The 22,223-nt window shown below is 34.5% G+C and carries 16 protein-coding genes; 7 read left to right on the top strand and 9 right to left on the bottom strand.

All coding sequences use genetic code 11. The features are described 5' to 3' along the window. Positions 1-175 precede the first annotated feature (175 nt). Positions 176-1,012, top strand: a complete 837-nt coding sequence (locus tag ACFFGA_RS10810) for a T9SS type A sorting domain-containing protein (RefSeq protein WP_386063712.1) — start codon at positions 176-178, stop codon at positions 1,010-1,012. A gap of 111 nt (positions 1,013-1,123) precedes the next feature. Here ACFFGA_RS10810 and ACFFGA_RS10805 read toward each other — a convergent pair whose 3' ends face one another. The 9 genes from ACFFGA_RS10805 to ACFFGA_RS10765 all read right to left on the bottom strand — a co-directional run bounded on the left by ACFFGA_RS10805 (position 1,124) and on the right by ACFFGA_RS10765 (position 17,383). Then, entirely contained in the window at positions 1,124-2,932 is a 1,809-nt protein-coding gene (locus tag ACFFGA_RS10805) for an acyl-CoA dehydrogenase FadE (RefSeq protein WP_386063709.1), read from the bottom strand. Positions 2,933-2,959: 27 nt separating this feature from the next. Continuing rightward, complete coding sequence (locus tag ACFFGA_RS10800; RefSeq protein WP_386063706.1) at positions 2,960-4,150, bottom strand: acetyl-CoA C-acyltransferase; 1,191 nt, start codon at positions 4,148-4,150, stop codon at positions 2,960-2,962. Positions 4,151-4,231: 81 nt separating this feature from the next. Next, positions 4,232-6,640 (bottom strand): 3-hydroxyacyl-CoA dehydrogenase/enoyl-CoA hydratase family protein, encoded by a 2,409-nt coding sequence (locus ACFFGA_RS10795; protein WP_386063703.1) that lies wholly within the window; start codon positions 6,638-6,640, stop codon positions 4,232-4,234. Position 6,641: 1 nt separating this feature from the next. After that, a complete protein-coding gene (locus ACFFGA_RS10790; RefSeq protein WP_386063701.1) occupies positions 6,642-7,097 on the bottom strand; it encodes a MarR family winged helix-turn-helix transcriptional regulator in 456 nt (151 codons plus the stop codon). 176 nt (positions 7,098-7,273) lie between these two features. Then, a complete protein-coding gene (locus tag ACFFGA_RS10785) occupies positions 7,274-9,046 on the bottom strand; it encodes an AMP-dependent synthetase/ligase (RefSeq protein ID WP_386063699.1) in 1,773 nt (590 codons plus the stop codon). Positions 9,047-9,344: 298 nt separating this feature from the next. Further along, complete coding sequence (locus ACFFGA_RS10780) at positions 9,345-10,151, bottom strand: helix-turn-helix domain-containing protein (RefSeq protein ID WP_386063696.1); 807 nt, start codon at positions 10,149-10,151, stop codon at positions 9,345-9,347. A 257-nt stretch (positions 10,152-10,408) separates the two neighbouring features. Continuing rightward, positions 10,409-14,095: a phosphoribosylformylglycinamidine synthase gene (gene purL, locus ACFFGA_RS10775; protein WP_386063693.1), complete on the bottom strand. Its 3,687-nt coding sequence runs from the start codon at positions 14,093-14,095 to the stop codon at positions 10,409-10,411. Between the two features lie 158 nt (positions 14,096-14,253). Then, a complete protein-coding gene (locus tag ACFFGA_RS10770; protein WP_386063690.1) occupies positions 14,254-16,149 on the bottom strand; it encodes an endonuclease in 1,896 nt (631 codons plus the stop codon). Between the two features lie 22 nt (positions 16,150-16,171). Further along, positions 16,172-17,383 (bottom strand): RsmB/NOP family class I SAM-dependent RNA methyltransferase, encoded by a 1,212-nt coding sequence (locus tag ACFFGA_RS10765; protein WP_386063687.1) that lies wholly within the window; start codon positions 17,381-17,383, stop codon positions 16,172-16,174. Between the two features lie 76 nt (positions 17,384-17,459). On the opposite strand from ACFFGA_RS10765, the gene ACFFGA_RS10760 reads away from it, so the two are divergent. The 6 genes from ACFFGA_RS10760 (at position 17,460) to ACFFGA_RS10735 (ending at position 22,216) form a co-directional block, all read left to right on the top strand. Beyond that, a complete protein-coding gene (locus ACFFGA_RS10760; protein ID WP_386063683.1) occupies positions 17,460-18,038 on the top strand; it encodes an RNA polymerase sigma factor in 579 nt (192 codons plus the stop codon). A 39-nt stretch (positions 18,039-18,077) separates the two neighbouring features. Next, a complete protein-coding gene (locus tag ACFFGA_RS10755; RefSeq protein WP_386063682.1) occupies positions 18,078-18,392 on the top strand; it encodes a hypothetical protein in 315 nt (104 codons plus the stop codon). 77 nt (positions 18,393-18,469) lie between these two features. After that, a complete protein-coding gene (locus tag ACFFGA_RS10750) occupies positions 18,470-18,901 on the top strand; it encodes a Spy/CpxP family protein refolding chaperone (protein ID WP_386063681.1) in 432 nt (143 codons plus the stop codon). A gap of 131 nt (positions 18,902-19,032) precedes the next feature. Further along, positions 19,033-19,317: an EF-hand domain-containing protein gene (locus tag ACFFGA_RS10745; RefSeq protein ID WP_386063678.1), complete on the top strand. Its 285-nt coding sequence runs from the start codon at positions 19,033-19,035 to the stop codon at positions 19,315-19,317. Between the two features lie 33 nt (positions 19,318-19,350). Further along, on the top strand, positions 19,351-20,961 hold the full coding sequence (locus ACFFGA_RS10740) for a carbohydrate-binding domain-containing protein (RefSeq protein ID WP_386063675.1): 1,611 nt from the start codon (positions 19,351-19,353) through the stop codon (positions 20,959-20,961). 127 nt (positions 20,962-21,088) lie between these two features. Continuing rightward, positions 21,089-22,216, top strand: coding sequence for a YHYH protein (locus ACFFGA_RS10735; protein WP_386063672.1), 1,128 nt, complete (start codon positions 21,089-21,091; stop codon positions 22,214-22,216). Positions 22,217-22,223 lie beyond the last annotated feature (7 nt).

Raw genomic sequence — 22,223 nt, 5'->3', positions numbered from 1 at the left:
TATGCTAATTGCATCTTAATCAAAATCCTTAGTCAATAAAAATATGTTTTTCATCGGAAATATATGTAGCTTAAAGTACTACAACGAATTATTATACGTCTTAAAGAAGCAATGTTTTAAAACAAGAAATAAGTAATAGGTTTGTTTAGCCCTCAATAATTAAAAGTAACTACTTATGAAAGTCTCTAACTTAAAGCTTACAATTACTACTGTATTAGTTTCATTAGTTTTTATAGGAAAATCATTTGCCAATACTACGGTTGTAAATGAAAATGTTTCCATTTCTCAAGAGAACTCCTCATTTAGTATACCAAATGATAACAGACGTAAGATTAGATTAGGTTTTACAGCTCCTAGTACAATGCACAGACAGTTACTTTTAACAGAAGATGCAAACGCTACTTCAGGTATTGATTGGGGATATGATGGAGAGTACTATGAAACGGAATATGATGACATGTATTGGTTAATTGAAGGACAGTTATTTACAATTCAAGGAACGAATATTGTTGATGAGACTTCAAATTTTCCATTAGGATTTCATATTAATGACAGTGGTTTAAATACAATTGGTATAGATGCTTTAGAGAATATCTCTGATGAGTTTAATCTTTACTTATTAGATAAAGATCTAGGTGTTTATCATAATCTAAGAGATAGTGCCTATGAGTTTCATGCAGATGCAGGTGAATATCTTGAACGTTTTGCATTGGTTTTTAATGTACCTGTTGAATCTTCTTCTGTTTTGCCAACAAATGAAAATGATGAGTCAGATATTAAGATATACTATAAAAGCCCTTTAAATATATTGGTACTAAATAATCTATCTGATTTAACATTAAAAGAATTATCAATCTATAATATAGCTGGTCAACTAGTTTATAATTATGCATTAAACGAAACTTCAGCTAGACAAGAAATTCAATTTAATAATCAACCTATTAAAGGCACTTATATTGTATTAATTGAAACGGATGATGGCACTGTATCTAAAAAGACCATATTGTATTAGGTAATAATTAGCTTTACTTCGTTAAATTAGTATTAAATATTTTACATTTTATAAGAATAAAAAAGCCAATTCAATTGAATTGGCTTTTCTCATTTCCAACTTAAACCTAACCTAAAAGCAGTACTTGTTCTCTGCTTTTACTTTTTCAGCTATCTCAATACGTAAGTCTACAATATCTGGATAGTTTACATATTTTGTAAAGCGTTTCAGTCCCATTAATAACATACGTTGCTCATCGCCTTCAGCAAAAGAAATAATACTTTCTTTTCCTTTCTCTTCAACAATATCAACAGCATGGTATAAATATAGTTTTGCCATAGCAATTTGTGCCGATTGAGACTCTGCACCAAAACGCTTCGCATTTTTCTCTGTTCTTAAAATTGCTGATTCTGCCATATAGATTTCAATCAATATATCTGCAGCAGCAATTAATAGTTGTTGGTGTTCTTCTAATTGAGGTCCAAATTTTTGAACAGCTCCACCAGCAACCATTAAAAACGTCTTTTTAAGTTTCTTAATCATTTCTTTTTCTTCTGAAAACAATTCAGAATAATCTGGTGTTTCAAAAGAAGGAATACCCATTAATTCTTCTTGCACTGCTTGAGCAGGGCCTAATAAATCAACATGACCTTTCATTGCTTTTTTAACTAACATCCCAACAGATAACATTCTGTTAATTTCGTTAGTACCTTCATAGATACGAGCAATACGAGCATCTCTCCAAGCTGCTTCCATTGGTGTTTCTTCCGAGAATCCCATTCCTCCAAAAATCTGAATACCTTCATCTGCACAATTTTGTACATCTTCTGACACGGCAACTTTTAAGATAGAACACTCAATGGCATATTCTTCAACACCTTTAAGTTCTGCTTCCTGATGTGAATTACCAGCAGCTTCACGTATAGCGATACGATCTTCAATATTTTTAGCAGCTCTGTATGTTGCAGATTCTCCAGCGTAGGCACTAGCGGCCATTTCGGCTAATTTTGTTTTAATAGCACCAAAATCTGCTATAGGAGTTTTAAATTGCTTACGCTCATTAGCGTATTGAACAGCAGTTGTTAAAATTCTTCTTTGTGAATCTAAACAAGCAGCAGCTAATTTAATACGGCCAACGTTTAGCGCATTCATAGCAATTTTAAAACCTTCACCACGACCAGCTAACATGTTTTCTACAGGAACTACTGTATCATTAAAGAATACTTGTCTTGTAGAAGATGCACGAATACCTAATTTATGTTCTTCTTCACCAAGTGTAATTCCGTTAGGATTTTCAGGATCATATTCAACTATGAAACCAGTAATGTTTTTATCATCTTCAATACGTGCAAAAACAATCATCAAACTACAGAATCCTGCATTTGATATCCACATTTTTTGACCGTTGATTTTGTATGATTTTCCATCAGAGGAAAGTTCGGCAGTAGTTTTACCAGAGTTAGCATCAGATCCTGCACCTGGTTCTGTTAAGCAGTAAGCTCCAAACCATTCTCCAGTTGCTAATTTTGGCACGTATTTTTGTTTTTGTTCTTCGGTGCCATAAAGCGTTATTGGCATTGTACCAATACCTGTATGTGCCCCAAAGGCTGTGCTAAAAGAACCAGTTCCAGACGATATATAATCGCATGTTAAACATGTGGAAACAAATCCCATTCCCAGACCATCGTAAGCTTCTGGAACAGCCACACCTAAAAATCCCATTTCACCAGCTTTTCGCATAACTTCTTCAGTTAGTGCATAATCTTTGGCTTCAAATCTTGGTTTATGAGCAATGATTTCTCGTTCATTGAATTCCATAACGGATTCCTTCATCATTTTTTGTTCTTCTGAAAAATCTTCAGGAGTAAAAACGTCTTCACATTTTGTTTCTTTTACTAAAAACTGACCTCCACGTAGGATGTCTTTTTCTAACTCTGCCATTTTATAGTATTGTATTAAGTTCTTTTATTAATTCAAAAATTCAAAAATTCCACATGCACCTTGGCCTGTACCAACACACATGGTTACTGCACCATATTTACCTTTCAAATCACGTTTACGCATTTCATCAAATAACTGTACCGATAATTTTGCTCCAGTACAACCTAATGGATGTCCTAAAGCAATGGCACCACCATTAACGTTGATGATATCAGGATTTAAGTCTAATTCTCTAATGACTGCTAAGGATTGTGATGCAAATGCCTCATTAAGTTCTATTAAACTTAAATCAGATTGTTGTAATCCCGCTTGTTTTAATGCTTTAGGAATCGCTTTTACAGGTCCGATTCCCATGATGCGAGGTTCAACACCAGCAGCAGCATAGCTCACTAAGCGTGCAATAGGTTCAATGTTTAATTCTTTTACCATGTCTTCACTCATGACCATAACAAACGCGGCACCATCACTCATTTGAGACGAGTTACCTGCTGTGACACTTCCACCAGCAGCAAAAACCGCTCTAAGTTTTGCTAAAGCCTCTTTGCTAGTACCTGCACGCGGACCTTCATCTTTGGTTACTGTATAAGATTTTGTGGCTTTTTTTCCATTTTCATCTATATAAGTTTGATCTACAGTAATAGGAACGATTTGATCTTGAAAGCGATTTTCAGCTTGTGCTTTTAGGGCTTTCATATGTGAGTTGTATGCAAACTCATCTTGATCTTCACGAGAGACATTAAACTGATTGGCAACCGCTTCTGCTGTATTTCCCATGCCCCAATAATATTCTTCGTGCCCAGCTTTAACCGTGTCATAATTAAGTTCAGGTTTAAATCCTGTCATTGGAACCGAACTCATACTTTCTGAACCACCAGCGATAATACAATCGGCCATTCCAGCCTGAATTTTTGCTGTTGCAATTCCGATAGTCTCAATTCCGGAAGAACAGAAACGGTTGACGGTTACACCAGGAACATCCACACTATTTAATCCGATAAGCGAAATAAATCGTGCCATGTTTAAGCCTTGAGAACCTTCAGGCATAGCATTTCCAACAATGACATCGTCAATACGTTTTACGTCAAGTTGTGGTAATTCCTTCATCATATGCTGAATGGTTTCAGCACCTAATTCATCGGCTCTTTTAAAACGGAACACACCTTTTGGTGCTTTACCAACTGCTGTTCTGTATGCTTTTACTATATATGCTTGTTTCATTTTTTTAGTATTTAGTTGTTAGTAATCAGTAGTTAGTGAGCCACTTGCTCCTAATGACTAATTCCTTTTTACTTTTCGCAACTAGTTGCGAAGTGGTTTTCCTGTTTTTAACATATGCTGAATGCGTTCTAAGGTTTTACGCTCTGTACAAAGCGACAAGAATGCTTCACGTTCTAGATCTAATAAGTATTGTTCACTTACTAATGTTGGTTCAGATAAATCACCACCAGCCATAACGTAGGCTAGTTTGTTAGCAATTTTATGATCGTGTTCACTGATGTAGTGGCTTGCTTCCATGGCATCGGTTCCTACTAGAAACATTCCTAAGGCTTGTTTACCTAATACTTTAACATCAGTTCGTTTAACAGGTTGTGTATAGCCAGCATCTGCCATTAATTTGGCATGTGCTTTAGCCGTAGCAATTTGACGGTCTTTATTGACCACCACTATATCTTTTCCTTTTTGAAGAATCCCTAAATCGAATGCTTCATAAGCCGAAGTTGCCACTTTAGCCATACCAATGGTTAAGAAATATTCCTGCAGTACATTTAGTTCTACATCACCTTTTCTGAAAGTATCCTGTGCACGTAAGGCCATTTCTTTAGAACCACCTCCACCAGGAATCACACCAACACCAAATTCTACTAATCCGATATAGGTTTCTGCTGCAGCAACCACTTTATCAGCATGCATTGATAATTCACATCCACCGCCAAGTGCCATGCCGTGAGGCGCAGAAACTGTTGGGATAGCAGAATAACGCATACGCATCATTGTGTCCTGGAAGTATTTGATTGCCATATTAAGCTCGTCATATTCCTGTTCGGCAGCCATCATGAAAATCATTCCGATATTTGCCCCAACAGAGAAGTTTGCCGCTTGGTTACCAACAACTAAACCAGCAAAGTCTTTTTCAGCTAAATCAATAGCTTTATTTAAACCAGCAAGAACATCACCACCAATGGTATTCATTTTAGATTGGAATTCTACATTTAAAATGCCGTCACCCAAATCTTCAACAACAACACCTGAATTTTTAAAGACTTCATTTGATTTTCTGATATTGTCCAGAATAATGAAACTGTCTTGTCCAGGGATTTTCTCTTGAGATTTCTTCGGAATATCATAAGCATAAGTTGCGCCATCTTTTACTGTGTAGAATGAGGTGCTACCAGAAGCTAACATCTCGTTAACCCAAGCGTTAGGTTCTAAACCTTCGGCTTTCATCATTTCGATTCCTTTTTCAACACCAATTGCATCCCAAATCTGGAAAGGTCCGTGTTCCCATCCGAAACCTGCTTTCATGGCGTCGTCAATTTTGTATAAATCGTCAGTGATTTCAGGAATGCGGTTAGAAACATAGGCAAATAATGCTGCGAAGCTTTTTCTGTAGAATTCTCCAGCTTTATCTTTTCCTTTGACTAATATTTTAAAACGGTCAACCACTTTGTCTACCGTTTTGGTCAATTCTAAGGTTGCAAACTTTGCTTTTTGAGCCGATCGGTATTCTAGTGTATTTAAGTCTAGTGATAATATTTCCTTCTTACCTTCAGCTGAAACCGATTTTTTGTAGAATCCTTGACCGGTTTTACTTCCCAGCCACTTGTTCTCCATCATGGTATTAATGAAGTCTGGTAAGACAAATAATTCATTACGTTCATCCTTCGGACAGTTTTCTTTGATACCGTTAGCGACATGTACCAACGTATCTAAACCAACCACATCAACTGTACGGAAGGTTGCCGATTTTGGGCGACCAATAACAGGACCAGATAACTTATCGACTTCTTCGATGGTTAAGTCTAAATCTTTAACCGTATGGAACAAACTCATGATGCTAAAAATCCCGATTCGATTTCCAATAAACGCAGGAGTATCTTTAGCGACTACAGAAGTTTTTCCGAGGAATTTTTCACCGTATTCATTTAAGAATTCTAAAACAGACGCATCGGTTTTAGGACCTGGAATGATTTCAAATAATTTTAAGTAACGTGCAGGATTGAAGAAGTGTGTTCCACAGAAATGTTTCTGAAAATCTTCACTTCGGCCTTCGCTCATAAATTTAATAGGAATTCCAGAGGTGTTGGATGTAATTAAAGTTCCTGGCGTACGATGTTGTTCTAGTTTTTCAAAAACCTGTTGTTTAATATCTAAACGTTCAACAACAACTTCCATAATCCAATCCACATCTTTTACTTTAGAAATATCATCTTCAAGATTTCCTGTAGTGATACGGTTTGCAAAAGAAGGATGATAGAGTGGAGCAGGCTTCGATTTAATTGAAGCTGCTAATGCTTCATTGACCAAGCGGTTTCTAACCACTTTATCTTCTAAAGTTAAACCTTTAGCTTTCTCTTTATCATTAAGTTCTCTAGGTACGATGTCTAATAACAAAACATCAACACCAATATTGGCAAAATGACAAGCGATACCGCTTCCCATGATACCAGAACCAATAATGGCTATTTTTTTTATTCTACGTTTGCTCATTTTATTTAGAAATATTTTCTTTTTGATTGTATATCTGTTTGTTGGAAATCATATTATTAATGATTTCTGCTACTTTATAAAAGTTAGTTAATTCTTCATCAGAAACATTGTCTTTAATGGTTTCGTTGAATGTTATTACTTTTTCTTTTGAATATGCTCTTTTTTCCTTTCCAAAATCGGTTAAAAAAATTAGGACACCACGACCATCTTCTGGATTTGGCTTTCGGATAATTAAGCCTTTCTTTTCCATCATTTTTAATGTTCGTGATAGGCTTGTGGCTTCCATGCCCATTTTTGGACCAAGAGAGGTAGAAGGAGTTCCTTTCTCAGGGTCAATACTTAGTAATGCAAAACCTGTTGCCATTGTAGAATCGAACTTTGCAGCTTCCTCGTTATACATTTTATTGACAGCTAACCAAGTGGTTCGCAATACATAATCTATAGTTTTATCTTTCATTTTAAAATCTTGCGATTCCAAAGATAATAAAAAATACTATGCACGCATAATAAATTTATAAAATTTTAACTAGGATTGTTTCAAAAAAAACGCCTCAGTTAGAGACGCTTTTTTTAGAATGTTAGTTTAATCTTTAAGAGATTTTTCTTCTTGTAGAAGTATTGTGGTAATTGTTTTTATCTATATATTTTGTCGTATAGATCTTGATAAATTTCTTTTATAACGCTACGTTTCATTTTTAAAGTAGGCGTGAGTTGTCCACCATCAATGGACCATATATCTGGTGTGAGTTCAAAACGTTTTATTTGTTCCCATTTACCAAAATGTGCATTGTATTTATCAATTTCTTTTTGAAAACGTTGAATTACTATATCGGATTTTGCAATTTCGGCTTCAGAAGTACCAATATCATGACCTTTTAGTTTTATCCAATCTCTAACAAATTCAAAATTTGGTTGAATTAAGGCTGCTGGCATTTTTTCGCCTTCACCTATAACCATTATTTGTTCTATAAAAAGGGATTGTTTCATATCGTTCTCTAAAAGTGGTGGAATTATATATTTACCACCAGAGGTTTTAAACATTTCCTTTTTACGACCTGTAATTTTAAGGAAACCATCTTCATCAATTATTCCTTTATCTCCTGTATGGAAGTAATCACCAGTCATTACTTCATTAGTTTTTTCGGCATCTTTATAATATCCCAACATTACATTAGGACCTTTAATTAACACCTCTCCGTCATCAGCAATTTTTACCTCGACATTCGCAATTGGTTTGCCAACGGTACCTACCTTATAATGTGCATTTGCATACATGCCAACTGAAACAACAGGAGAGGTTTCTGTTAAGCCATAACCTTCCATGACTCTCATCTTTGCGGCACCAAAAATTCTTGCCAACCTAGGTTGTAATGCAGCACTTCCTGAGACCATAGTTGTTAGTTCTCCACCTAATGCTTCTCTCCACTTACTAAAAATTAGTTTGTTTGCAATTTTTAGTTTAAACTCATACCACGTACCATTAGCTCCATAAGGTTCCCATTGTTCGCCAAGTTTTACAGCCCAAAAGAATAATGCTTTTTTTATGCCAGTTAACTCTTCGCCTTTGAGCATTATTTTATCAAATACTTTTTCGAGTAATCGAGGCACAACACTCATTAAATTTGGTTTAATTTCTTTAGCGTTATCACCAATTTTGTCAATAGCTTCAGCATAATAAATCGATGTGCCTGCATATTGATAAATATAAATTAATACACGTTCAAAAATATGGCAAATAGGTAAAAAGCTTAAGATTCTAGTCTCACCACTTGGTGGAAGAGGAACACGAGGCGAGCTATCTAAAACGTTACTGGTAATATTCCAATGCGATAGCATAACGCCTTTTGGTTTTCCTGTTGTACCAGAAGTGTAAATTATTGTAGCTAAATCTTCAGGTTTTACTGCGTTTTTTCTTTCTTCAACTTCAGGTTGATTGCTTGGGTCTTTTCCTAATTCAAATAATTCGGAATAGTGTTTACAACCTTCAATATGATTGAAGGAATACACTTCTTTGATGCCTGTATTTGCTTGTACTTTTCTTACCTTTTCAAGTACTTCTTCGTCCGAAACAAAACAGTATATAGAGCCACTATGATTTAATACATATTCATAATCTTCAGCACAAATAGTTGGATATATAGGAATGTTTTGAGCACCAACTTGTAAAATACCAATGTCCATGATATTCCATTCCGTTCTATTGGTTGAGGAAATAACAGCTATTTTATCGTTCTTTTGGACACCTAAGTTTAATAATGCTCTACTAACCATATTAGATTTCTCTAAATACTCATGTGTAGACATAGGCTCCCATTTTCCGTTATACTTTGTAACCAAAGCAGACTTATTTGGTTTATTTTCGAGTTGGTAATATGGAAAGTCAAAAAGACGTGTTATTTCTGTCATATCTAGTAATACTTGTTAAGGGATTTTACGAAAATATGAAATTTAAGGCTATTATTTTATAGTACTAATATTAATAAGCTAAGAAAAATCATTTTTTGAGAATTACTTGTACTGCCTTCAATTGAAAAATAAAAAAGAGCTCTAAATATAGAGCCCTTTTATATATTGATACTTTTAACCCTAACTACTAACAAAATCTGTTATAATAACCCTAAGTAATTAATCATTTATTAGCAAAAAAAGTATCATCACAAAACTACTGACATTTAGCTGTCATTTGTTGTAAATTATCGAAAAGCTACCTGTTTAAATATTTATTTAGAAATGGATGCTCTGATTTGAAGTAATGTTTTGGGGATTGTTTCATAAAATGCTTAAAGTCTTTAGAGAAGTGAGAATGATCATAATAGTTATACATATATATTAAATCCTTTAGTTTTATTTCCTTACCCTCATATTTGCGCATTAAATTCACAAAACGATAAAGACGGATATATTTACCAGGAGTTAAACCAACAATTTTTTTGAAATGTGTTTCTAAAGTCTTTTGGCTAAAACTTACTTTATCTAATAATTCATAAGTGTTAAGCATGCCTTCCTTAGTATGGATGAGATCTATGACTTGGTCTATCTGGCTAACCACGTTATCATTGTCAGTAGGTAATTTTAAAATAACTTTTTTTAAACATTGAACTAATTTTGGTATATCGTTATGGTGTGCCTGAAATATGGGATATAACAAATGGTGTAATTCATTAGAAAATTCAATTAATGGTATGTGCTTGTTTTTAATTTTTGACACATTTAATTTTGTTAACTTATAAAGTGAAGTAGGATGTAATGATATTCCTAAAGAGTATCCTTTATTGTTAACTGAAAATTGGTAAGAGTCGTAAAATTGGCCTGAAACAATTAATCCGTTGAGTTCAGTTTTTTTCTTTTTGTATGTAAAACGATGAGAGTTATTATAAATAAATATTATTGTAGTAGAGCATATTGGTAGAATAGTAGATTCAAAAGGAATGTCGTCTTCATAAAAAGACAGATGGAAAAATTCTTCAACTAAAGAACCTACATCGTCAACATCATAATATTCAAGTGTCATAGTTAATATTTGTTGTGTAAGTAAATTACGACAAAAAATACTAAGAACTCAAATTTTATGTTATAAAAATATAATATTATTTATAATATAATAATTAGTGCGTAAGATTGTTATAAGTTTTGACAAATGTTTGAATTTTAATCAAAAAAAAAATTAGATAATTTTTTAATCATAAAAACTTTTTACTCTATTAAGTGACTAATGTTTTTAATTCAATCAGACTTCAAAACATTTCTTAAATAATAAAACCAAAAAGTTTAATGAGTGTTTAATAACCATTTTCTTGCATTAACAAAAGCTTCTAACCAAGGTGAAACATCGTCCTTTCTACCTTCTGGATAGTGAGCCCAATTCCACTGAAAAGTTGAACGCTCAATATGTGGCATCGTCACTAAATGACGACCAGTTGAGTCGCACATCATAGCTGTATTAAAATCTGAACCATTTGGATTATGCGGATAAGCTTCATAACCATATTTAGCTACAATATTGTATTTGTCTTCATTATAAGGTAGGTTGAATTTTCCTTCTCCATGAGAAATCCAAACACCTAAAGTAGAGCCTTCTAAACTAGAAAGCATTACAGAATTGTTTTGTTGAATTTTTACAGAAGTAAATGAGCTTTCGTGTTTTTTAGAGTCGTTATGAACCATTTTGCCATGAACTTCATGCTCTGGATTGATGAGATCTAATTCCATCCATAGTTGGCAACCGTTACAAATACCAACTGATAATGTGTCTTCTCTTTCAAAAAAGTTTTTAATGACTTTATTGGCTTGCTCATTATATTTTATAGCACCAGCCCAACCTTTGGCAGAGCCTAAAACATCTGAATTACTAAAACCACCAACGGCTCCTAGAAATTGAATATCTTCTAAAGTTTCTCTACCCGAAATTAAGTCGGTCATGTGGACATCCTTAACATCAAAACCTGCTAAGTACATCGCATTTGCCATTTCTCGTTCTGAGTTGCTTCCTTTTTCTCTAAGAATTGCTGCCTTTGGTCGTTTACTGTCATTGCGAGGAACTGGTGACGTGGCAATCTCATCAAGTTTACCTGTAAAATGTGATGGAAATTTATATTGCAATGGCTGGTTTTTATAATTATCAAAGCGATCTTGTGCTAAACCATTTGCTGTTTGTTTTTGGTCGAGTAGGAAAGAGGTTTTAAACCACATATCTCGTAATCTCGAAACCGTCATGGTAAAGACTTGATTATAATTAATCACGCTTAGCGTGTCACTTTCAGTTACTTCACCTAGCTTATGGAATTCTATTGCTGCATTAGATAATATATTTTCAATCTCATTATCATTTTCTGCTTGAAACACAATTCCTGCATTTTCAGCAAAAAGAACTTTGAAAGCATCTTTTTCATTAAGACTTGTTATATCTAATTCAGCACCTATATTATTGTCAGCAAAACACAGTTCTAATAAGGTTGTAATTAAACCACCAGAAGCCACGTCGTGTCCAGCAACAATTTGATTGTCTTTTATTAAATTTTGAATGGTGTTAAAAACCGTTTTAACGTAGTCTGCACTTTTAATGTTTGGTGTAGTGTTACCAATTTTATTATTAATCTGTGCAAAAGAACTGCCACCGAGTTCGTAAGAGTCTTGAGAAATGTTGATATAATAAATTGAGCCTTTTCGTTTTTGAAAAACAGGTTCAACAACTTTAGTTATATCGTTACAATTAGCTGCTGCTGAAATAATAACTGTACCAGGAGAAATAACATCTCCATCAGGATATTTTTGTTTCATAGAAAGGGAATCCTTTCCTGTTGGAACATTGATGCCTAAGTCTATTGCAAATTCTGAAACGGCTTTTACAGCTTCATACAAACGAGCATCTTCACCTTCATTTTTACAAGGCCACATCCAATTTGCAGAAAGTGAAACGCTTTTTAGTCCATCTTTTAAAGGTGCCCAAATAATATTAGTTAACGCTTCTGTAATTGAGTTTCTACTACCAGCTTCAGGATTAATTAATCCCGAAATAGGTGAGTGACCAATACTCGTTGCAATACCTTCTTTCCCTTTATAATCGAGAGCCATTACACCAACATTGTTCAATGGTAATTGTAAAGGACCAGCACATTGTTGTTTAGCAACTTTGCCACCAACACAACGGTCTACTTTGTTAGTTAGCCAGTCTTTACAGGCTACAGCTTCAAGCTGAAGAACTTGATCTAAATAATCGTAAAATTTGTCTGTATTATAAGAAATTTCACTGTATGCTTTCTCTACTGTAGTATCTGTCATTATAGTTTTTGGTGAGCTACCAAACATATCTTCTAAAGCTAAATCCATTGGTTTAGCACCATTAGTTTTAGATTCAAAAGTAAATCGATGTTTCCCTGTGACTTCTCCAACATCGTAAATTGGAGAGCGTTCTCTATCCGCTATTTTGTGTAAGGTGTCTAAATGTTTATCTGCAATAACTAATCCCATTCGTTCTTGAGATTCGTTACCAATAATTTCTTTAGCAGATAAAGTAGGATCACCAATTGGTAATTTATCTAAATCTATGTGTCCACCTGTGTCTTCAACTAATTCTGATAAACAGTTGAGGTGGCCACCAGCACCATGATCGTGAATTGAAACAATGAAATTTTCATCACTTTCTACCATACCTCTAACAGCATTTGCAGCACGTTTTTGCATTTCTGGGTTAGAACGTTGCACAGCATTTAATTCGATACCAGAAGCAAATTCGCCTGTATCAGCAGAAGACACTGCAGCGCCTCCCATTCCAATTCGGTAATTGTCACCACCAAGAATAACAATTTTATCACCTTCTTTTGGTGTATCTTTTAATGCTTGTTCTGCTTTTCCATAACCAATTCCACCAGCTTGCATAATTACTTTGTCATAACCAATTTTTCCGTTTTGGTCTTGATGCTCAAAGGTTAAAATTGAGCCACAAATTAAAGGTTGTCCAAATTTGTTTCCAAAATCAGATGCTCCGTTACTCGCTTTAATTAAGATGTCCATTGGTGTTTGGTAAAGCCACTTACGCTCTGGAAATGCCTTCTCCCATGGACGCTCATCGTTCAGTCTAGAATATGAAGTCATATAAACCGCAGTTCCTGCAAGAGGTAAAGAGCCTTTTCCACCAGCAAGTCTATCTCTAATTTCACCTCCAGAGCCTGTAGCAGCACCATTAAAAGGCTCTACAGTAGTTGGGAAATTGTGTGTTTCGGCTTTAAGGGAAATTACAGATTCAAAATCTTTGGTTGCATAATAATCTGGAACATCGGCACGCTTTGGTGCAAACTGTTCCACAACTGGACCTTTTATAAAAGCGACATTATCTTTATATGCTGAAACAATATCATTGGGATTTTGTTTCGAGGTTTCTTTTATAAGTTTGAATAACGACGTTTCTTTTTCTTCACCATCAATAACAAAAGTCCCATTGAATATTTTATGACGACAGTGTTCTGAATTAACTTGAGAAAACCCAAAAACTTCAGAGTCGGTTAATGGTCGTCCTATTTTTTTTGAAACACCTTCTAGGTATTCTACTTCTTCATCACTTAGCGACAACCCTTCTTGTTGGTTATATGCTGAAATATCTTCAATGTTTAAAATGGCTTCAGGTTGAATATCAATTTTAAAAACATCTTGATTTAGACTCGAAAATTTTTCAGAAATCATAGGATCAAAATCCTTGAAATCTTTGGTTGTCGAAGTAAATTCTTCAATTCTAATGATATCAGAAATTCCCATGTTTTGGGTGATTTCAACAGCATTTGTACTCCAAGGAGTAATCATTGCTGCTCTTGGCCCAACAAAAAAAGCATCTAGTGATGCTTGTTCTATTTTTGGCTGGTTGCCAAATAACCATGTCAATTTAGAAATGGTTTCGGTTGATAATTCTTTTGTGGCTTGAACAGCAAATACTTTGCTGTTTTGGTTTCCAAAGAAATGAATCATTTATAGGTTGTGTTTGGTGTGAAAAATAAAAACACAAAGTTAATTCATTTTAAGCTAATGTACGCTATAAATTGGATTACAAAAACAAGACTTATTCAACAGGTTTTGAACAAAAAAAAGCAGCTGTAAAAGCTGCTTTAATATAATTTTGCTATCGGTTAATTCTTAATCAATCGTTTGCTAATACTAGAATTTTCTTGAGAAATCTTTACGATATAAATACCAGCTTTTAGAGATTGTACATCTAAGGTTGCCGATGCGCTTATTGTTTTGTTAAAAACAAGTTTACCTAAGATATCGTAGATTTCAATTTTAGTCTCTAAATCTGATTTTAAACTAATGTTTAAATGAGATTTTACAGGATTAGGGTAAAAAGAAATGGTTTTAATCGTAGCATCAACAATACTCAAAGTTTGTGTATGTGAACCCAAATCATCACAATTATTTGATGCATAGTTATCCCATTCATTGATATTAAATGTTGTTGTCGGTCTGTCAATTGTAGATTTTCTAACTAAAGTTGTGTTTTGTGCATAATTAGCACTACTGTTAAAATCTCCAATAATATCAATTAGTACATCGTTCTTAAATAGTCCTATGGCATCATTACCATTAAAGGAAGTTATAGCGTTATTTAGGTCATCATATTCACTCGTACAAACCGCAGCCGCACCGTTAGCAACTACAAAAACATCTTCGTTGGCAATAGTAGAACTAGATGGGAATGTGTATGGTGAACCCCAAGAAGCATTTCCATTTGTGCTAAGTTTTAAGGTGTATATTGATAAACTTACACTTGCCCCTGTAAAGTTGGCTATTTCTAGAACTTTATTATTGCTAGAGCCTTCAATGTATTCTGAAAAAAACAAGTCTATATCACCACCACTAGAACCATTATCTGTAGTTGTTTCACAGTCTTGGTTGCTAAAACCAGATTCATTTCCAGAAGTGTCTTTAGCTTTTAATGTAAAACAATAATTTGTGTCAGCAAGCAAACCCGTAACAGTTGTGCTTGTATTAGTATTACCAGTATTATATGCAAAAACACCATCAATATAGACATCATAAGAAGCAACAGCAACATTATCTGTTGATGCTGTCCAATCTAAATCTATTGAATTATCTGTTGGGTTAGAGGCTACTAAATTTGTTGGGTCTGTTGGTGCTTCAATATCTGGATCTGAAACCCATATATCTGTGACGTATTGTGGATTGTCAACAAATGGATTTCTATTATTTTGATAATTAAAAATGGCATTGTTTCTATCAATTTCCTTTTGAGATACTGGGTCGTTTTGGTGCCAAGTCAGTAAGATATTTAGAAAAGGATCTGCAATGGCTTTGTCATTAGTACCGTCAAACATTGCATAAGCACTCCAATTGTCCACTTGGTCTTCGTAGCGTGTTACGAAATAAAAATACATTCTTGCCACATCACCTTTAAATTCATCTATTGGTTCAAAAACAGTACCTGTGTAGCCAGCAGAATAGCCGCTGTTTAAATTTCCACCCAATTTAGAACCATTCATAGTTGGGTTAGAAATTCCACTTTGAGAAACCAATTGAGAATCATCCACAACACCAAAAGGGTAGTTGCTTCTAAAACCATTAACACGTCCATCAGTTGGTACAACATGATGTGCATCGTGAATCATAGGGCTTCCGTCGTTTACTGCTGATTGTGGAATTATATGCTCCTTATTGTAGCAATCGGACTCACTATTGTAATTTCCACATTCGTCTGAACCATAATCATAAGTATATGGGTCTGTGCCTGTTGGGTTTTCAGAATAAATATCAAGAATGGTATTATCATTCTCATAATAAATATCCCTATCGCTAATGGAATAAAGCCCATCTAAATTATCACCTTGATTATTATGCGTGTATTCTGGCGATAAGCCGTCATTTGTGCTATTGATTATTTCTTTTAGTTGGGTCTTAAGTGCATAACCTGTTAAACCGTCAGCAGAGCTATAATAATTAGCTGGAGCTTGTGCGCTCGCTATAGCGCATAGTAGTGTAGAGACAACAAAAAAGTAAAGTTTTTTCATAAGTAATTAAAATGTAGAGTGGCTATTTTTTTTCTAATAGTGCCATATAAAATCCATCAAAACCAGATTTATGGGCTAGTATTTTTTTATCTTTTATTAAGGAGAATTCTTTTCCAGTTTCCGAAGTTAAGAATTTTTCTACTTGTTTTTGGTTTTCTGACGGTAAAACTGAACAGGTAGCATACACCATTTTTCCGCCAGATTTTACCATTTTAGAATATTGTTCTAAAACTTCTTGTTGTGTTTGTTTAATATTTTCAACAAACTCTGGTTGTAGTTTCCACTTGGCATCCGGATTTCTCCGTAATACACCTAATCCTGAGCATGGAGCATCAATAAGTAAACGATCTGCTTTGCCATGTAATTTTTTAATCGGTTTCGTAGAATCAATAACTTTCATCTCAATATTATGCACACCATTACGACGTGCTCTAATTTTGAGTTTTTTCAATTTACTTTCGTAAATGTCCATAGCTATAATCTGACCTTTATTTTCCATTAAGGAAGCCAAATGCAATGTTTTTCCTCCTGCGCCTGCACAAACATCCACCACTTTCATACCTGGTTTTACATCTAAAAAGTCTGCAACCAACTGAGAGGATGCATCCTGTACTTCGAACCAACCATCTTTAAAAGCCTCTGTCATAAAGACATTGGCGCGCTCTTTTAATTTTAACGCATAGGGATGATTTGGTAAAGTTTCAGTTTCGATGTCTTCAGATTGTAGCTTAAGCTGTAAATCTTTTTTGTTGGTTTTTAGAGTGTTAACTCTTAGGATGACATCGGCTTGTTCGTTTTGTTTTGCTATTTCCTTAGTCCATTCGGTTTCGCCTAATTCTTTTGAGCCTAACTCATCAATCCAATCCGGAATAGACTCTCTGTATTTTCTAATTTTAGACAATTCATCAAAACGCCCTTTTATTTTTCGAGACGGAGTGTCGGTAAAGTATTTCCAATCGGGTAATTTAATACCTTTTAAAGTTGCCCAAACAGCAAATATTCTCCATAGATTATCTCTGTCATAAGGTGCTTTTACATTAGCAATTTCAGCATAAAGTCTTTGGTAGCGTACAATTTCATAAACGGTTTCTGCAACAAAACCTCTGTCTCGACTTCCCCAGCGTTTATCTCTTTTTAGTAATTGTTGAATTACCTTATCGGCATATTCTCCTTCATTGAAGATTTTATGTAAACCATCTATTACCGCAAAGCATAAGTTTCTGTGTAGTCGCATTATAAAATTTTATAGCGTGCAAATTTACGCTTAATTACTAATAAATTTTGTTAATTTTCCACCGAAATTATAATATTTGGAAGATAAGAATTTTATTCAGGCCTTAAAAGACAAGGATACCTCTGCTTATAGTCGACTATTAGACGACTTTCAGCAAAAGGTTTTTAGTACTTGTATTTCTTTTGTTCCTAATAAAGAAGATGCAGAAGATATTGCTCAAGAAGTGTTTGTAGAAGTTTTTAACTCTATTAATAAGTTTAAGGGAGATTCAAAATTATCAACTTGGATCTATAGAATTACCACCAATAAATGTTTAGAATTTATTAGAAAAAAGAATACTAAGAAGCGTTTTGCTTTTCTTCAGTCGATAACAGGAAATGCCATACCTATAGATAAAACAGATTATTTTACAGAAATGAACCATCCTGGAATATTATTAGAGAATAAAGAGCTAAATGCTACTTTATTTAAAGCTATTAGTAGTTTGCCAGAGAGTCAATCTGTAGTTTTTACGCTTCATAAAATTGATGGTAAGAGCTATCAAGAAATTTCTGAAATAACTCAAAAAAGTTTGTCTTCAGTGGAATCAATAATGTTTAGAGCCAAAAAGAATTTACAGAACATTTTAGAGAATTATTATAAAAATGAACATTAGCACAAGTTTTTCTAAACTTATGCATCTAAATATATAGTTATGAAAACTAATGTTGAAATGAATAAAAAAGTTAAAGAGACGTTGGATTCTATTGAGTCCATTAAAGAGGTGGAAGTGTCTCCTTTTTTTAAGGAAAAGGTGATGCATCAAATTAGAAATGCGTCTGAAGATTTACAAGAAGCCACTTGGTCTTGGTTTACTCCAAAAGTGCAACTAGCCACCTTGGTATGTGTTGTTGTTTTAAATGTTATAGCTTTTAATAATCTACAAAAAATGACCTACAATGAAAGTGTAAGTTCTTTTGCAGAATCCTATGGACTATCAACTGACACTGAAAACTCAATACTATATTAGTCATGAAAAAAAATACAATTCTATACGTTTTACTTATTTTTTTAATTGTGGTGAATGGTTTTTTTCTATTAAATTATATGGGAAAAAGCAACAGTAAAACCCAGCATGAACCACAAAGAGATAAAGATTTTATAGTGAAAGAACTTGAATTTAGCGAATCGCAAATCGCTCAATTCAAGGAAAATAGTAAAGAGCACCATAAAACAATGAAGCGCATTTCAGATGAGATTAAAATTCTAAAAGATGAACTTTTCGGCAAATTATCTGACGACTCTGTAGATGAAGCAACTATTGATTCTATTTCCGCATTAATTGGTGAAAAAGAAAGCGTAAAGGACAAGGAAGTTTTTTATCATTTTAAAATGATTCAAGAATTATCTAATGCTAAACAAAAGGAAAAATTTAAAGCGATAATTATGGATGCCTTGAGGCAAGGAGATCAAGGAAACAGGCCACCACGGCTAGGAGAAGGGGAAGGACACAGACCGCCTCCACCGCGTAGAGATTAATATTAAAGTATTGTTATCTATAGACCTTCAAAATAATGAAGGTCTTTTTTTTTGTGATTTTTTTAACAAACCTACACACAAGTTAAAAAAAAGAAGTGCATCTAAAACCATATAACTTAAAAATTTAAAATATGACAAGTAGCACTTTAAAAACAGCAGTATTAGTATTTGGTATAGCAATTATTTCAAATATATCGTATGGTCAATCTGGTGATAAACAAGAAAGAAAAGGACCACCAACATTTGCGCAATTATTAAAAGAGATGGATAAAAATGAGGATGGAAAACTTTCTAAAGATGAATTAAAAGGCCCTTTAAAGGAAGATTTTTCTAAAGTTGATACCGATGAAGATGGATTTATATCAGAAGAGGAATTTAAAAAGGCACCAAAGCCAAAAAGAAAGGAAAGAAATTAATACGTAGATAAACTAATTTAAAAACGTAAAGAGATGAAAAGAGTTAAAAAGAATTTTTTCCGTGTATTTGTAGCAACAATATTTTTTGCTCACATAATAACTTTTAATTCATGTAGTGATGATGAAAGTGACAGTATAGTATCAGTATCAGAAGAAATTGCCATAACCGACAATAACTTAACAGGTACAGCTGAAGGCGACACCAACAACACAGGTTACGACGAAGATGATTTAGTAGAAAACGTAACTTTTGAAAATACAGTTCAAATTGTATTTTCCAATACGTCGGCTACAATAACTAATCCTGTTCCTAATGATGTAGTCATTACACAAAACGGAGCTGAGGTCACCATAAATTCCACTATTTCAAAAGTGGCATATGAAGTTTCTGGAACAACAACCAACGGTATGTTGAAAATTTATAGCGATAAAAAATTCAAATTAGCGTTGAATGATGTAAGCATCACTAATGCTGATGGACCTGCGATAAATATTCAATCTTCAAAAACAAGTTTTGTGATATTAGAAGGTACGAACAATTTGACCGATGCTTCAACTTACAGCAATATACCTGATGATGAAGATGCCAAAGCAACATTTTTTAGTGAAGGACAACTAGTTTTTAGTGGCTCAGGTGCACTTAATGTAGCTGGACTCTACAAACATGGAATCGCAAGCGATGATTATGTAAGGGTTATTAGTGGAACTATAACTGTGTCTGAAGCAGCATCGGATGGTATTCATACCAACGATTACATCATTGTAGATGGAGGTACCCTCAACTTAACGGTTGATAGCGACGGCATGGATTGTGAAGAAGGCTATATAATCATAAATGATGGAACATTTATAATAAATGCTGTTGATGATGGCATTGCTGCTTCGTATGACATTGATGATGAGGAAGAACCAGATGATTCTATTACCCCTTATGTAACCATAAATGGAGGAAATCTTACAATAAACACTTCTGAAGGTGAAGGTATAGAAGCGAAAGGCGTAATGACCATTAATGACGGAACCATAAATGTCAGTTCTTATGATGATGGCCTTAATTCTGGCGGGAATTTATATATAAATGGAGGCAACATCTATGTGTACACTACGCTTAATGATGCCATAGATAGTAATGCAGGCATTACCATTACAGGAGGTACTACCATTGCTCTAGCAGTTAGAACGGATGAGCCTGATGGTAGCTTTGATTGCGATGATAGTTCATTCAAAATTACCGGAGGAACCATTTTAGGATTGGGATTAAACACGTCATTTCCAACAGAAAGCGAGAGCACACAAAATTCAGTGATTTTTGATGGAGTCGGTGCAAATCAGTTATTGAATATTCAATCAGAAGATGGTACAGAAGCCATTACGTACGAAGTACCTAGAAGCGTAGTTACTATTATTTATTCCAATGCAAAATTAGAAACGGGTCAAACGTATAAAATCTATACAGGCGGAACTGTAAGCAATGGTACAGAAGTAAACGGACTATACACTTCTGGAATTTATAGTGGTGGAACAGCGTCAGGTGATTCGTTTACCATTAACAGTAGAGTTACACAAATTGGTGGAGTAATGGGACCAACTGGTGAGCCTGGAGAGGGAGGGCCTGGAGGGCCTGGAGGACCTGGAGGTAATTAGTGATCTTTAAAATTTCACTAAGCATCAACCATTAAAACTGAAGAACGAAAGGCATCAGATAGACTATAAGGCTATAGGTTAATAATTAAAAAATATTAAAGCGATATTATCTCATAAAAATTAAAAAATGAAAAATAACTTATTCTTTTATGCCATTGCAATGATTGGAATATTTAGTTTCGTTAGTTGTAATGGCCATAAAAATACTGCTGGTCACACGCACGATGGCTCAGAAAACCATTCCCACGCAGAACCCGAAACGCCTAAGAATTATTATGGTAATTATACCTTAAAAGATGCCAACTATGGTACGGAAACTGTTGTCACTGTAAATGGCAGCACAAGAACGATGCGAACCAATGCTTTGCCCAACCATAAGACAGGTGATTTTCCAAATCAAGGGAATCCAAATACCATTTCTGCACAGAATAGAACTTATACATTTCCAGTCAATCCAAAATATACAGGAAATGCACAATGGATAAGAGAGCCAGGTGTAGCAATCAACGGTATTAAGTTTGAACCAGGAACAGCAGAAGTTGTGGAATGTGAAACGGGTGAAAACTATCGTGTTGAAGCGCTTCAGGATGTGATTGATTTGGGCTTAGATTTTAACCACGCACATGTTCAGCCAACGGGAGCTTACCATTATCATGGTACACCAACTTCTGTTATCGAAAATTTTGATACAGGTGAAGATTTGGTGCATATCGGTTTTGCACACGATGGGTTTCCAATGTACTATTCAAAAAGTGGAAAATATAAACCTAGCTATAAAGCAATATCCGGAGATAGAGAAGGAGAGGACTGCACGTATGAAAATCCGCATCAATCCATGGATATTTCTGTGGGTGGACATCATGATGGTACATTCACTTCAGATTTTGAATATGTTGATGGTTCGGGTGATTTAGATGAGTGCAATGGCATAAACATAGACGGAAAATACATGTATTTGGTCACTGCGGAATTTCCATACGTTAGCCGTTGTGTTATGGGAGAGGTTGATGCAGATAAGCAACGAGAAGTGGGTATGCAGGGAGGACAAGGGCAAGATGGCCCACCGAATATAAATGAGTTGTTTATTAAAATGGATACTAATAAAGATGGCAAATTATCTAAAGCCGAAGTTAAAGGTCCTTTGAAAGAAAATTTTGATAGAATTGACGCCAATCACGACGGTATGCTAACAAAGGAGGAATTGGAAAATGGTGGTCAACAAAATAGACCGAGACCAGGAGGTAGAAGAAATTAAATTAAAC

It is taken from the genome of Winogradskyella pulchriflava (assembly GCF_042434315.1).
Lineage (GTDB): Bacteria > Bacteroidota > Bacteroidia > Flavobacteriales > Flavobacteriaceae > Winogradskyella > Winogradskyella pulchriflava.
Note: the sequence above shows the minus strand (reverse complement) of the source record. Positions and strands in the feature narration are given on the sequence as shown.

Excerpts from the sequence above, each read along its gene's own strand:
- ACFFGA_RS10810 (WP_386063712.1), top strand. The coding sequence starts at position 176 with ATGAAAGTCTCTAACTTAAAGCTTACAATTACTACTGTATTAGTTTCA.
- ACFFGA_RS10805 (WP_386063709.1), bottom strand. The coding sequence starts at position 2,932 with ATGGCAGAGTTAGAAAAAGACATCCTACGTGGAGGTCAGTTTTTAGTA.
- ACFFGA_RS10800 (WP_386063706.1), bottom strand. The coding sequence starts at position 4,150 with ATGAAACAAGCATATATAGTAAAAGCATACAGAACAGCAGTTGGTAAA.
- ACFFGA_RS10795 (WP_386063703.1), bottom strand. The coding sequence starts at position 6,640 with ATGAGCAAACGTAGAATAAAAAAAATAGCCATTATTGGTTCTGGTATC.
- ACFFGA_RS10790 (WP_386063701.1), bottom strand. The coding sequence starts at position 7,097 with ATGAAAGATAAAACTATAGATTATGTATTGCGAACCACTTGGTTAGCT.
- ACFFGA_RS10785 (WP_386063699.1), bottom strand. The coding sequence starts at position 9,046 with ATGACAGAAATAACACGTCTTTTTGACTTTCCATATTACCAACTCGAA.
- ACFFGA_RS10780 (WP_386063696.1), bottom strand. The coding sequence starts at position 10,151 with ATGACACTTGAATATTATGATGTTGACGATGTAGGTTCTTTAGTTGAA.
- purL (WP_386063693.1), bottom strand. The coding sequence starts at position 14,095 with ATGATTCATTTCTTTGGAAACCAAAACAGCAAAGTATTTGCTGTTCAA.
- ACFFGA_RS10770 (WP_386063690.1), bottom strand. The coding sequence starts at position 16,149 with ATGAAAAAACTTTACTTTTTTGTTGTCTCTACACTACTATGCGCTATA.
- ACFFGA_RS10765 (WP_386063687.1), bottom strand. The coding sequence starts at position 17,383 with ATGCGACTACACAGAAACTTATGCTTTGCGGTAATAGATGGTTTACAT.
- ACFFGA_RS10755 (WP_386063682.1), top strand. The coding sequence starts at position 18,078 with ATGAAAACTAATGTTGAAATGAATAAAAAAGTTAAAGAGACGTTGGAT.
- ACFFGA_RS10750 (WP_386063681.1), top strand. The coding sequence starts at position 18,470 with ATGGGAAAAAGCAACAGTAAAACCCAGCATGAACCACAAAGAGATAAA.
- ACFFGA_RS10745 (WP_386063678.1), top strand. The coding sequence starts at position 19,033 with ATGACAAGTAGCACTTTAAAAACAGCAGTATTAGTATTTGGTATAGCA.
- ACFFGA_RS10740 (WP_386063675.1), top strand. The coding sequence starts at position 19,351 with ATGAAAAGAGTTAAAAAGAATTTTTTCCGTGTATTTGTAGCAACAATA.
- ACFFGA_RS10735 (WP_386063672.1), top strand. The coding sequence starts at position 21,089 with ATGAAAAATAACTTATTCTTTTATGCCATTGCAATGATTGGAATATTT.